Source organism: Microcoleus sp. MON2_D5 (assembly GCF_036701905.1).
Lineage (GTDB): Bacteria > Cyanobacteriota > Cyanobacteriia > Cyanobacteriales > Microcoleaceae > Microcoleus.
Window position 1 is genome coordinate 1 of sequence record NZ_JAUBRM010000047.1, and the last position, 13,840, is coordinate 13,840.

The 13,840-nt window shown below is 47.0% G+C and carries 11 protein-coding genes; 5 read left to right on the forward strand and 6 right to left on the reverse strand.

Annotated elements, in window-relative coordinates:
* The first annotated feature begins 202 nt into the window (after positions 1 to 202).
* Complete coding sequence (locus QUA47_RS18190) at positions 203 to 1,927, forward strand: AIPR family protein (RefSeq protein ID WP_333431746.1); 1,725 nt, start codon at positions 203 to 205, stop codon at positions 1,925 to 1,927.
* 237 nt (positions 1,928 to 2,164) lie between these two features.
* The gene (locus QUA47_RS18195; protein WP_333431771.1) at positions 2,165 to 2,383 is read left to right on the forward strand and encodes a DUF4926 domain-containing protein; all 219 of its coding nucleotides are present in this window, start codon (positions 2,165 to 2,167) and stop codon (positions 2,381 to 2,383) included.
* Between the two features lie 101 nt (positions 2,384 to 2,484).
* Here the strand turns inward: QUA47_RS18195 and QUA47_RS31040 are convergent, their stop codons facing one another.
* From QUA47_RS31040 to QUA47_RS18220, 6 genes are all read right to left on the reverse strand, one after another.
* A complete protein-coding gene (locus QUA47_RS31040) occupies positions 2,485 to 2,601 on the reverse strand; it encodes a DUF5615 family PIN-like protein (protein ID WP_333287332.1) in 117 nt (38 codons plus the stop codon).
* A 533-nt stretch (positions 2,602 to 3,134) separates the two neighbouring features.
* A complete protein-coding gene (locus QUA47_RS18200; protein WP_242722119.1) occupies positions 3,135 to 3,689 on the reverse strand; it encodes an NYN domain-containing protein in 555 nt (184 codons plus the stop codon).
* Positions 3,690 to 3,869: 180 nt separating this feature from the next.
* Positions 3,870 to 4,709, reverse strand: coding sequence for a glutamate racemase (murI, locus tag QUA47_RS18205; RefSeq protein ID WP_190660417.1), 840 nt, complete (start codon positions 4,707 to 4,709; stop codon positions 3,870 to 3,872).
* A 144-nt stretch (positions 4,710 to 4,853) separates the two neighbouring features.
* Entirely contained in the window at positions 4,854 to 6,647 is a 1,794-nt protein-coding gene (locus tag QUA47_RS18210) for an N-acetylmuramoyl-L-alanine amidase (RefSeq protein WP_333431747.1), read from the reverse strand.
* Between the two features lie 545 nt (positions 6,648 to 7,192).
* Positions 7,193 to 7,594: a hypothetical protein gene (locus tag QUA47_RS18215; protein ID WP_333431748.1), complete on the reverse strand. Its 402-nt coding sequence runs from the start codon at positions 7,592 to 7,594 to the stop codon at positions 7,193 to 7,195.
* Between the two features lie 478 nt (positions 7,595 to 8,072).
* Positions 8,073 to 9,095 carry an alpha/beta fold hydrolase gene (locus QUA47_RS18220; RefSeq protein ID WP_333217308.1) on the reverse strand — a complete coding sequence of 341 codons (1,023 nt, stop codon included), beginning with the start codon at positions 9,093 to 9,095 and terminating at the stop codon, positions 8,073 to 8,075.
* Between the two features lie 416 nt (positions 9,096 to 9,511).
* Here QUA47_RS18220 and infC point away from each other — a divergent pair, with 416 nt between their 5' ends.
* The 3 genes from infC (at position 9,512) to QUA47_RS18235 (ending at position 13,803) form a co-directional block, all read left to right on the forward strand.
* On the forward strand, positions 9,512 to 10,048 hold the full coding sequence (gene infC, locus QUA47_RS18225) for a translation initiation factor IF-3 (protein ID WP_006635262.1): 537 nt from the start codon (positions 9,512 to 9,514) through the stop codon (positions 10,046 to 10,048).
* 111 nt (positions 10,049 to 10,159) lie between these two features.
* Positions 10,160 to 13,204 (forward strand): HEAT repeat domain-containing protein, encoded by a 3,045-nt coding sequence (locus QUA47_RS18230; protein ID WP_333431749.1) that lies wholly within the window; start codon positions 10,160 to 10,162, stop codon positions 13,202 to 13,204.
* A 122-nt stretch (positions 13,205 to 13,326) separates the two neighbouring features.
* Positions 13,327 to 13,803 (forward strand): Crp/Fnr family transcriptional regulator, encoded by a 477-nt coding sequence (locus tag QUA47_RS18235; protein ID WP_333128001.1) that lies wholly within the window; start codon positions 13,327 to 13,329, stop codon positions 13,801 to 13,803.
* The last annotated feature ends 37 nt before the right edge of the window (positions 13,804 to 13,840 follow it).

Below are 13,840 nucleotides of genomic sequence, written 5' to 3' on the forward strand. Positions count from 1 at the left end.
ATCCTTTCTCTGCGCTGTGCTTATCTCAATGGTCAACTTTCCACTTGATATATGTGCAAAACTGAGATGCACCCATCGGTCAGAGTGCTTTCACCCGAAAGACATTAATATCTTGTAATTTTAAGTGACATTTTTTCCTAAAAATTGCCTTGGAGCTGTTATAATCAACGGAAGTTTATTTTAGCTTAATGGTTCATTGAATATGCATAAAATCGTATCATCACATCTCAAGAGATTCGTCTTAGAGCAGTCATTTGATGAACTTGATGAAAGTAAGCAATTTGAGAGGTTTAGTAACTTTTGTATTGTTTACAAATTCTATCCAACTCGTTTTGATATTAGTGCTATTACCAGCGAAGATGATGATTGTGGAATTGATGGGATATCTTTCATTGTTGATGGAGAATTAGTTACGACTCGTGATGAAGCCAGTAGTATATTCAACAGACCTAAGAAGAATGTCGTAGTTGATATTGTTTTCATTCAATCAAAAAGATCGGAAAAATTTGAACGAGGTGAAATTCTAAAGTTCGGTGATGGTGTATCAGACTTTTTAAATGATTCACCTAACTTGCCTCAAGGAGAATTCATCCAAAATTCAAAAGATTTGTTTAATACTGTAATTGAAAATGTTCCTAAAATAGCTCAGGGCAAACCAAATTGCCATCTGTTTTATGCAACAACAGGAACATATCCCCATGCAAAAGAAATAGAAGGAACCTTTAAGAATGTTCAACAGAGAATAAAGGATTCTGGATATTTTAAAGAAGTGACTGTTCTTCCAGTAGATAGAGACGAACTGGTAAAGCTCTGGTCACTAACATACTCAGGCGTAGAAGCGAAATTTGAAGTAAAAGGGTACACACCCTATCCGGAAATTTCTGGTATTAAAGAAGCTTATCTTGCTATTGTGCCTGCTCAGAATTTTATTAAAAATGTTTTATCCGATGAAGATGGGAAACTACGTACTTTTATATTTGAAGAGAACGTTAGATCGTTTTTAGGGCAAGACAATCCAGTTAACAAGATGATTAAACAAACGCTCGTTGATGGAAGCGGAAGAGCGAGATTTGGTATTCTTAATAATGGAATTACAATTATCTCCCCCAATGTTAAAGTACAAAGTGATTCAATATATATTGAAAACTTTCAAATTGTTAATGGATGTCAGACAAGTAACGTACTTTATGAAAATAAAAGCATTTTATCTGATGAAACCATGCTAACTATCAAGGTAGTTGAAGCTACCGATCCTGATGTGATTAGTGAGATTGTAAGAGCAACTAATAGCCAAACTAAAGTTGAAGACATTCAATTTCTCTCACTCAAGCCAATTATACGTAAGGTTGAGGATTTCTTTGAAGCATTAGCAGAAGATAGTGATGAAGAAATTAAGCTATATTTTGAGCGAAGAGACCGTCAATTTGTTGGACAGGGTATACCTGATAAGAGAATATTTGATATTAAGCAGTGTTCAAGAGCAGTTGTATCAATGTTTCTAGAACGCCCCGATCTTGCTGCTAGATATCCGACTCAAATGCTTGAGGAGTTACATGAAAAACTTTTTGATGAGCGCAATAAAGAAATTGCTTTTTATACTGCTTCCCTTGCCCTATATAGAATTCAATTACTTATTGGTAATAAAAAAATTCCGTATAACTTTGGTAAGTATAAGTGGCATATGTTAATGTGTATTAAGTACTTAATCTGCGGCAATAAAGGCCCAGATTTAACATCTAATAATCTTGAAAAATTTTGTAAACGAATTATAGAAGTCTGTAAAAATTTGAATGATGAAAGCTTGAATTACTTTAAGCAAGTAGAAGATGTTATCAAGCAAGCTGGAGAAGTGAATCGCGATAAATTAAAGGCGAAATCTTATGCGGAAGAACTGAAAAAAATAATACACACTAAATTGGCTACCTAAAAATGCCACTTGACCTAAAAATGTCACTTTTAATTACACCTCATTGAAGCCCACATTCCGGACGCGATTGCATGTCACACTACAAATTTTGATAGCTTGGGGAAATTCGGCTGGCGCTCTCAACTTTAATTTTGCGACTCAGGATGTAAAAAAAAGATTCCGAGATTAACAACCTGCTATCCTCTATAGTGACTGGAGGTCATAAGAGTGGCAAAGAATACAGTCAAATAGCTAGATATTGTTGCCTTGACCGTTGGCCTTCCTGAATACAACTTGCGGCGCGGACAAGTTAGCACAGTGGTTGAACTGTTGGCTGATGGTGCAGCGTTTGAGGTTAAATTTAGCGATCGCAACGCACGCACTTATGACTCTCTCGGATTGCCAAGAGAGAAAATCATGGTGTTGCACTTCGAGCCAGCATCACCTGATATCAAGCCGGAGATAGTTACAGCGTAAGCATGACTACTCTTGAATCAATGAAGCTCTAAGCAGTGAATGCTAGAATTACTTAAAAACTCTTGAATCGCTTCTTGTCCAGAGCGGATCAGAGTTTCAACTTAATTGGTGGGTGCGTTTCCACATCTTAACCACACTACTTTCGGTGGAGAACTATACAGCCAACTTCTTTCCGTAAAGTCTGCATCTTGAGTCACAATACACAAATGGTTCAACAAATAAAAACAAAAAATCTGAAGCTGGAAAATTCCAACTTCAGACTTTTACTAACTCCCCGGGTAGGATTTGAACCTACGACCAATCGGTTACACTTATCCCAACGTTTCCGAAGGGCGCGGACTATTTCATCATCCCTACAAATCATGTTTGTGATCTGTCGTCGGATGTCGGGCGCTATGAGATTTATTGGTTAGGCTCCTCATCTCTAGTCTCTGCACCTTCCTGGGTACTTGCGATCGTAACCGCTGCCTTTCGCCAGACTTGGCTCAAGATTGCCGCCACCCGAAGTGCTGCGGTTTCCTTGAATTCACCCGATTTTTCAGTATCCGTTACCGGATAGAGCTGCTATGTCACTAGGGCTTTTGGTTGGTGCCAAAGGCTTGCATTCATTACAGCCGACCGCTCTGCCACTGAGCTACCGAGGATTGGGGGTTTTTGTTACCCACATTTACTAACAATAGCTGAACTTACTCGATTTGGCAAGGCCTTTGATAAACTTTTTTTTTGTCAGACAGCGAGCGGGTTTCCGCAGCTAATGCAGCCCCATTCTCAACTTGGCGAGGCGCTGCTGGGATTCTGGATCGAGGGAATTGGCGAGAAAGCGACTGGAATTGTGTTTGCGGGATTTGTGCTGGCGCTCGCTGCGGCGGGCGGTGGATTCTACGTCAGCCGCTAGTTGTTCGGCGGACATCCATTCGGCACCGTAGCCAACTACGGTCAACTGCTGCGCTCGGTCTGATGTGGCGACAATCATGCGGCCTTTGCCCTTGACCGATCGCAACTCGTAGCGCAAACTAGCACAAGATTTTTCAATATAAGTATCTGCTGTCTGACCGAAGTCAGTGTAGTGCACCGATAAATTTTTAGTAATAATTTCTTTAACGCCGGGAGTATCTCGATAGTGCGCGTCAAACACCAGTCGAGCCTCAAAATCTTGAACGGCGCTGTAGTTAACTAAAACCTCTATTAACTCGCGACGAGCTGTTTCGAGTTCGTCGCGATCGCGCTTCTCTCGGAGTCGAGGCCAAAGTCCAATTATGTTATAGCCGTCTACAAGTAAAACTGCTTGTGATACATAGGGTGACATGGTTCAAGGCTGAAGAGATCCAGCACGTATAGGACATTATTTGCATTGTTCATCAAAGCTTTTGTTCAATAATATTACCTATTGATGTGTAATTGCTAGGTTACATCGCAATAATTAAACCCCCCAGCTCCAGCTTTACCTGAGTTTTGGGGGGTTAGATTAACCTATAAATTTTCCGGCTTATTCGCCAGATTCCAGCGAGACGGGCGATCGTACAACTGTCGGCAGGGATATTTTCTCCACAGCAGGAGTACAACCGAGCCACTGCACAGACAACTCCGCAAACTGCTGCGGGGGGCCGCTCACGCAAAAACGAGTCGGTAGCGCAGTACCAGGATTCCGCAGCCCCAAAAGCTCCAATTCTCTGGCTGCAGCAGCCACCACCCGTACCGCAGGATCGATCAATGTCACCCCAGCAGGCAAAAGCGAGCGCAGCACAGGAGCCAACAGCGGATAATGAGTGCAGCCGTAAATCAGCGTATCGATGCGCTGCTGAATCAAAGGAGCCAAATATTCCCGAGCCACCTCACAAGTATAAGGGTCGTGAATCCGGTTTTGCTCCACCAGCGGCACAAAAGCCGGACAGCTAACCTGCCACACCAGGCAAGAATCGTCCATCTCCAAAATCGCATTTCGATAAGCATTGCTAGCAGCCGTAGCAGGAGTTGCGATGACCCCGATCCGCTTGCCTTGCTGCACCGCCGCCTGCGCCCCCGGCAGAATTACTCCCAGCACAGGGATATCAAACTCAGCCTGCACCATCTCCATCGCCAAAGCAGAACTGGTGTTGCAGGCCATAATGACCATTTTCACATCCTGTTCCACCAACCAGGCCATAATTTCGCGGACAAACTCCACAATTTCTGACGGCGTGCGAGTGCCGTAAGGCAGCCTCGCCGTATCTCCAAAATAAAGTATCGATTCGTTAGGCAATTGTCGGTACAACTGGGTCAAAACAGTCAAACCGCCCACGCCACTGTCAAAAATACCGATTCTTTGTTGTCCAGAGTCTGTTGTCATTTGTTAATTGTCAATAGTCAGTTGTCAATAGTCAGCAGGCACCAGCCATCAGTCATCAGTCATCAGGAAAAATTACCAATTACCAATTACCAATTACCAATGCCGAATTACCAATTACCAATTACCAATCCCTCCGGCAATATATTATCTTTGTTGAAGATAAACTAAAATGCCGCGAGCAATCGAAGCCGCCATTTGACTGCGGTAAGCTGGGTCAGAAAGCCTAGCAGCATCTTCAGCACCCGTCACAAAACCTACCTCCAGCAAAACAGAAGGCATAGAAGTCTTCCTCAAAACGTAAAATCTCGCCTGCCGCACTCGGCGGTCAGTCGCCCCTGTACCCTCCAAAATACTGGCGTGAATCACCCTGGCCAAATCTTGGCCGTTATTGAAATAATAAGTCTCAATCCCGCTAATATCCGGCCGACTCATATTAATCGCATTAGCGTGAATGCTGACAAACAAAGTAGCATTCACCCGTTCCGCCAAAGAAACTCTCGGTTCCAGGTCGATTTCGCTGTCGTCAGTCCGAGTCATCACCACCTGCACGCCCTGCTGTTCCAGCAGCCTCGCCACCTGAAACGAGATATCCAAAACAATCTCCTTCTCCTGAATGCCCTGAATCCCGACTGCCCCCGGATCGCGGCCACCGTGACCAGGATCGATCGCTACTACGGCGCGGCGGTTAGAAGCTTGGGGCAAATCGTCGTTTCCGAAAGTCCTTCTCGGCAAAGGCTGCAAATTCGGAGTGCGAGTCAAAGGCTGCTGCGCGCTAGCATTCGATCGCAACTGCAAAGACAGCAACTGCGGGTTCGGTCTCGTCACCCTGCCTACCTCTACCCCCGATCGCGGCTGCACCCAAATCACCACAGTCTCCGCATCTTCTTGGCTGGCAGTAAACGATACAGGACTGTTGGCATCGAGCTGAGGAATTTCCCCCGTTAGGGAACTAGAGGCGATCCTAATCCAGTAAGCTCTCGACCCCTGGTCCCACCCGCTGGTATAGGAGACTTGGCGGTCAGTTCTCACCACCAGTTGCGTGCCGTTACTGGCTAAATCAATTGACTGAACTCTCGCTAAATTTCCTTGAGCTTGTCTAGCCGGAGGATCTACAGTCAGGCGGCGGGAAACCGAGGGCTGTCGTACTACACTTCCAGGCAATAGCACAACCCCGCCCAAATTGCTCACAGATGCCCGCCACTGAGTATTAGAATTCTTCATCCGCAAAGTCACGCGGGTAACGGGCGGGTCTGTTGGCAGTTGCCGGACTTCAATCTGGTCAACCCCGTGCTGACCGTTCGTTTGAGGCTGTTGGCTGCTTAGGCCCGCAGCTAAACTAGCTCCTTCAATATCGAGGGTGGCGATGTCCCCAGCCCGACTTTGTTGAAAATTAATTTGGGGGCGACCGCCTGCTGTGCGGACTAAAAAACCGTCCGCCGTCACCTGAACGTTCTGAACTACAGTCGCCTCGCCCGACTGGGCTTGGGATGCTGAAGATTCAACCGATAACCTTTCTCCCCCTGGCTCTGAAATCGGATTTTGAGTTTCTCCCGGCACCGGCGTTGGCAAATCCACTGTCCACTCGGTCGGAGAAATCCCCCGGAATTTTACTTGCTGAGGGTCTATAGTAAACCCGTCTTTGATCTCGACCACAATTCTGGTCGTATCGTTGTCAAACTGCCCTACCCGCACCGATTCGATCGCCCCTGAGAGCGGTTTGCTGACCGAGGGACGACCCAGACTCGTCCCCGGCAAGTCGATTACCAACCGCATCGGGTTGAAAATCAGTTGAGCCTTGGGTTGTACTCCCCCGTCTGTTGTAATGTAAAGCCGGTTCTCTGAAGCATCAAACCGCCAAGATTGCAGTCTAGCTGCTTCGGCGGCTCCGGCGAGCAAAAATACACTTAAGAAACTCGGTAGTAGCCAGTGGAATTTCACGACAGTTTTTTCCTCGTTTGCGTTACTGCCAAAAGCTGGAAGGGCGCTGCTTGCCCGATCGGCTTTCAGCAGTTAGCCGCCAGCAGACCGGGGGCACGGGGGCCGTCAGTTGTTGGCTAAATTTACTTTTTTATGCGTTAACAGGCTCCCAAATGCCAGATCCCGGCATTTTTGAACTTTCCCGTATACTTGGGGGCGATCGGTTATAAGCAGACTGAAAGATTGTGGGCACAAGGGAAGGTATTTATTTTTAGGAGCAAGAAACAAGGTGCTTCTTGAAGTTAGAAGGTACAAGTTAGAAGGTAGAATTTTACCGTTCTTCCAGGGAGGGGTTTCATAGCTCTTTAATGTTGGCGAAGCTCGTTACGGCAAGGGTTATAATCCGCTTTACACTTGCGTTGTGTTCTAACTTTTCCTAAACTACCTCAATAACTTAACAACTTACCTCGGGAACAATCCGGATTTCCAAGATTTAGGTAACTTTTCAAAGCCACCAAATGTTAGTCCCAGACAAACTGACATATTCTTTGGAAAAATCTTTTTTGCTAATTTTTTGCTAACAGATTCACAGTTAAATACAACTCCATATCGCCCCTGCTCTCTTTTTTTCTGAATTTTTTACTCAGGGATTTTCGGTGCTGCTTGAAACTTAGTGGGGCGATCGCGAGCGCGCCCGCCAATTTGACACTATGATAGCTAGTCCATGTTTTCAGCAGTAACGGGAGAGTTTTGTGTGTTACTTGGGCTGGCAATGCTTTGTCCTTTAGACTGTTTTTGAGTGCACGATCGACAGCCAGAGCATTGGTTTGTTGACCTGAGAAAAAGTTTTGACCGTAGATGATATAGTTATCGCAGTTGTAAAGTTTTTTGGACAGCAAAGACAATCGATCGGCTTCTGGGTAAAACCTGTGATTTGGTTTAATGACTTGCCTTTCGACTAACTGCATAACTTGGATGTGTACTACCAGTTAGAGAAGATACACTATCTTGGTGATTGTGTCAATCTCTGACCTTTTAAAAAAAGGGCAATCAATAACAGTAGATACCTGACATCACAGAAAGACGGAGACTTAATTTCCAGCAGGAGTCGCCCACAGCAAACAAGTGGTTTAGGTTAGTTCAAGCCTCTAGATAGCCGCTGGCGAGTCAGTATCGAACCTCAAATCGACTGACTCTCAAGATAGGGAAGTTTTGTAATATAGCAACAGCCCTGACGGTTAGGACGTTCTTAATATCTGAAACCTAAGCGGTCGATTGGGCCTTCCCTCGGACTTCTTTTTACCCAGTCAGCTTCGTCCCTATAGCCTTCCACATCTGCTATACCATACCACCGGGTGCGATCGAGTTCTAGCAAATTTATTTTTGAGCGGGATCGATACCCGTAAGTGATTTTTTTCCCTTAATAATCCACGGCCCCATGTCTAATCAACAGTGCTGCAATTGGCTCTCGCCCATAGGTGCAAAATTCCGGCTCATCCAGTTCAAAATTGCTTGATTTACTTGTTCCGGGCATTCATCCTGGGGACAGTGGCCCGCATTATCTAATTCAACTAGCTCTACATAATTGGGATTGCATTCGACAAATTGGTGGGGTCGGGCGAACCGAGGGGGAATCATCCGGTCTTGTTTGCCCCAAATTAACAGCATGGGGATCGTTAAATTTCGCATCACAATCTTGACACTGGGGCAAAATTTTGAACTGCCTACAGCTTTAAATAAAGCGCAGAAGGCCCGGGCTGCTCCCCGATCGCCTGCTGGCCCTGCTAGAATTTCCACTAATTCGTCGGTAACAGCTTCGGGGTTGGAGTAGGCAAAGCCAACCCAGCGACGGACAAAGGAAGGCTTGCTGGCAAAATAAAACAAAGGCCTGAGTACGATCGGAGAAACAAACAAACTTTCAACAGCTTCGATCGCCGGAAGCAGCCATCCGGGCACCGCTTCGGCTCGCACAGAGGGGTCTGGGAGGCTAACCATCACCGTGCCGGCCACCATGTCCGGGTGAGCCGCGGCCACGGCCAGACAAATCAGCGAGCCGATCGAGTTTCCTGCCAATATTACTGGCTCTCTGATAAAAGTTAGCCAAAAATCATAAACTTGATCGACCCACAAAGACACAGAGTAGTTGACCGGAGCTTTTTGGGAAGCGCCAAACCCTAACAAATCCAAGGCGTAAACCGTTTGGTTTTCGGCGAGTTGGGCGAGATTTTGTCGCCAGTGACCGATCGAAGCTCCAAACCCGTGCAGTAAAATAATCGGCGTTCCCGATGCGTGCGGGGCAATTGCCTGGGCCCCAGAATCTTGAGATTTGAGCGCGCCTTGATTTCGCCCCAAAGTCTGCCGCAAATAAGTGTAGCGAGTTTGCCAACCCCGCCACATCCAGTCTCGTTGAGTTCCCACCCGTTGGTGCCACAGCAGAGAATTTGTCAATTTTGCCTCAGCTCGCAACATAAATTTACACTTGCTTATACCTATTCTACAAGGCAAATCAGGCGACTTGGGGGACTTGCCAGACCGGGCGAGATGGGCTAGGAAAAGCGGTGGTACCTCATCCTTAAGCTTTTACCCTGAATTTTTGACGGTTTTGTCATCAATCGGGCAAGGGGGCAGGCGATCGTGTGTGAAGTTAAAATAAAACTAGGCAGAAACTCAGCCAGACTGAGTAGAATAGCAAGTATTGTAAGAATTCATTTACGATCGTCCAAATATTCCCCAAGGCTTTAGCGGAGGGGAGACAGGGCGCGGTAGTACGTCCGGTAAGGGTAACACCTTATAAAACAGTTCGATCGTCCAAGTGAAATATTGACCGATCAAACCTGTAACTATCAAGAAGCTTCGCTATTAAACTACTGCTTGTAAAACCATTCATGCCTGTGATTGAAAGAAGACAAAATCGCAACCTACCCCAGATCAACGAAAATATTCGATACCCCAAAATCCGGGTAATCGATACCGACGGCGCGCAACTAGGGATATTGACGCCTGCAGAAGCGCTGCGCCTCGCAGAAGAAAAAGAACTCGATCTCGTACTTGTCAGCGACAAAGCTGACCCGCCCGTATGCCGGGTAATGGACTATGGGAAGTACAAATTCGAGCAGGAAAAGAAAGCGCGAGAAGCAAAGCGGAAGCAGCACACTGCCGATGTTAAAGAAGTGAAGATGCGCTACAAAATTGAAGAACACGACTACCAAGTGCGCCTCAAACTAGCAGACCGCTTTATCAAATCTGGGGACAAAGTAAAAGCCACGATCATGTTCAGAGGTCGGGAAATCCAACACAGCAACCTCGCAGAGGACTTGCTCAAGCGCATGGCCACAGATTTGCAGGAAATCGCAGAAGTGCAGCAAGCCCCGAAAAAAGAAGGACGCAGTATGATGATGCTGCTGTCGCCCAAGAAAGTATAAATAGATAGTCATTAGTAAGCAGTCATCAGTCATAAACTGGTGACTGATAGCTGATGACTTCCGAAGTTAGTCAGTCAGGAATAAGCTACCACACAGGAAAATCAAGGCTGCATGGAAAATTTTCAAATCAGCGGTTCGGCGGGAGTAAGACAAGGAGTGCTGCGATCGCTCAACCTGCGATCGGAAGAAGTAGAGCGAACCATACTGATGTTCCTCGTCTACACTCTAACCTCCGTCGGTCTGATCTGGCTGGAACTCAGCACAGTAGGTCTTTTTCTAGATGAATTTGGTGCAGACAAAATGCCCTGGATCTACATAGCCAGCGCGTTTATCGGTTCTGGCTTGGGATTTGTCTACTCGTGGCTGCAAAAAATCCTGCCGCTAAGGCGCACCGTAGTGGTTGTTCTGGCAATGATGTCGATACCGCTATTTTTGTTTCGATTCGGCATCGGCTACGAAAATACTAAGATAGCTGGCGTCAGCATCGCTTTTATTACTATTTTTTTGATGTGGCTGTGGGTAGAAGCTTGCTATGTCCTCAACGACCTTAATACTTCTATCACTTCCAACCAACTGTTTAATATTAGAGAAATCAAGCGTACCTATCCGCTAGTCAGTAGCGGCTATCTAGTAGCTGGAGTAGTCAGCGGATTTTCTCTGCCTGTTTTGCTGTACGTAGTCGGACTCAAAAACGTTACCCTCATATCGGGGTTGATGGTGGCGACAGGCTCGGTGTTGCTCTACTACCTCACGGAAAAATACAGCCAAGCATTCCCGGAAACGGCTCACTGGACGGATGACGACGAAGACGACGACCAAGAAGAATTTACCGCCCGCAAAGTTACAGGCCCGCTCCAAAAATACGCTGTACCTCTAGTCAGTTTTTTCATCCTCGCAGAAGTCGTCTACGTGCTAGTAGATTTCCAATTCTACAGCCAGTTAGAATACCAAAACCCGGGGGACGGAGCTAGTTGGATCGCTAGCTTCCTGGGCATTTATGAAGGCATACAAGGCCTGTTTCAAGTGGCGACTCAGTGGTTCGCTTCGAGCCGGTTGGTGGAAAGAATCGGTGTATTCGTGACGGCGATGATTTTGCCGGCGGGCATCGCTATACTCGGGGTGCTGACCATAGGAGCATCTCTGGGCCAGCTAGTATCTGTGTTCATCGGGCTGATATTGCTGAGATTTTTAGACGAACTGCTGCACTACACGCTTTTGGAAACCGTTAGCCCGGTTTTATTTCAACCGATTCCCGACAATATTCGATCGGGAATTCAAACTTTGGTCAACGGTGTGGGCGAACCTTTGTCCTGCGGAGCTACAGGAGTAGGCATCCTGATTATGCTGTGGGTGACAGGCAAGATACTCCCCCAGCAAGACGAAAATGTATTTCACGACCAGCAAAGCTTGATATTTATTGGCGCGATCGTAATATTGGCACTGTTGTGGGTGTTTGTCGTATGGCTGATCCGCTCTCAATACGTGGGTTTGTTGGTCAAAAGTGCGGAGCGGGGGCGCTTGGGCGTCACAGACGTTGACCTCAAAGCTCTCAAGCGCGCAGTGGTGGAAACTCTACAAAAGCCGGGGGGCGAAGATGAAAAGCGCTCTTGCATAGAACTCCTGACGCAAATTGACCCCAAAAATGTCGGAGAAGTTCTGGCTCCCCTCCTCGATTCGCTGTCCCCTGGTTTGCAGCGCCAGAGCTTGGAAACGATGCTGCAACACCCGAACCCCGCATATTTAGAATCTGTCCGCGCACTCTCGCAGCAATCCTTGCCACCGGAGGTTCTGGCCTTGGCTTTGCGCTACATCTGGCTGACGGAAGCTGAACCGAATATTGAGAGCTTGCGGCCTTACTTGCAGCCGACGGTCGATCCGGTGGTGCGGGGTACGGCGGCTGCTTTAATTATGAGAAGGGGCGATCGCCAGCAAAAGGCAGAGGCTACTAATACGCTGCGGCAAATGCTGACACACAAGCAAGAGCGAGAACGTGTTATGGGGACGCGGGCTCTGGGAGAAGCGGATTATTTGCAAGGACTGCGGCTGCATATCCCCAATCTGTTGCAAGATGAATCTCTGCGAGTGCGCTGCGCTCTGTTAGACGTGATTTCGTCTACTCATTCGGAAGAATATTATCCTTCGCTGCTGCGCGGCCTTGGTTACAAATCAACTAGGGAAGCGGCTTTGCAGGCTATAGTCAAACTTCACAACGACGCCATTCCTTTGCTCGTGTATTTGGCTGAGGACATCCACAAGCCGGATTTGGTCAGGTTGCAAGCTTGGACGGCTCTGGGTCAAATAGGGACTCCGGAGGCGATCGACATTTTGGTCAGCAACTTGATGACGACCTGGGGAACTACCAGGCGCAACATCCTCCGCATCCTGTTGAAAATGCCTTCGGAAGCGGGGATAGAAGGGGTTCTAGACCGCATCGGCCGCAGCGGCTTGGAAACTCTCATCGAACAGGAGTTAATGTTTATCGGTCAAATTTATGCAGGTCTGGTAGATTTGTCTGGGGTAACAACCTACGGCAATTTCTCCAAGCGGGATGCCAACAGCACCGGGGCACCTGGGAACGATACGGCTCAATTGTTGCAGCGGGCTCTGGCGGGGTTGGAAGCTGATGCTAGGGATAGGTGTTTTTTGCTGATGAAGTTTCTTTATCCGCTGGACACGGTACAAGCCGCTGCTTTCAACATCGCTTCCGGCCAACCTTCTTTGGTTGCTAGGGGATTGGAAATTCTCGATAATACTGTGGATATAGCTAGGAAGCGATCGCTCATCAATTTGTTAGACCAAAACTCGCAAAGAGAAAAATTGAGCAACCTCTCGGAATTGATGGTTTACAAACCTCTAGCCCCTAGCGATCGTTTGCGCCGCTTGCTAGAATTGCGCCACTTCCTTTCGGATTGGGCCTTGGCCTGCTGCTTTCACTTGGCGAGAGAAGCGCGCTGGAGTCTTACGGCTCAACAAACTCTCGTCTGTCTGCAGCACCCGACGGGTTTTGTCCGCGAAGCAGTGTTAGCCTATTTGAAAATAGCCTCGCCGCGGGCTTTGGTCGAATTGTTGCCCAGGCTGCAAAATGACCCCGATAATTTGGTATCCGCTCAAGTTGAAGAGATGATGGCAGAGTTCGGTGCTGGGGGAAAAAGGTAACATTAGTCAGTTGTCAGTTGGCAGTTATTATTGTCAGTCAACAGTTAACCGTCAACCGTCAACAATTTTTATTTCCCTTCTTCTTCCCTTTTTTAAGTTTAAATTAATCATTGCATCTCATTATGTTAACCAGCGTCGAACGCCTATTGTTTGTGAGGGAGGTTCCGATTTTTAAGGAACTACGGGATGATTTTCTCGTGCGTCTAGCATCGGTAATGGATGAACTTTCGTTTCCTTCCAAGCACAGGATTTTTACGGAAGGACAAGAAGGTCGGTCTCTCTATATTTTGGTATCGGGAACGGTGCGGGTGCATATAGGCGATCGGGATTTAGCACAGTTGAAAGCGGGGGCTTGTTTCGGGGAAATGTCGCTTTTTGACGCAGAACCTCGCTCGGCTTCTATTTCTACTCTCGAACAATCCGAGTGTTTGATGCTGACTCAAATGCAGCTATACGATGCGATTGATGAAACGCCGGGAATTGCTGTGAATATTATTCGCTTGCTGTCGCGCCGGATTCGTGAGTTGAATCAAAAGTTGAATGCTAAAGAAGCCATGATGCCGCCTACAGAGACTGTGAGAGTTGCGGAAATGCGATGAAATTGGGGAATTGGGAATTGTGTTTTTAGTCGAGCGG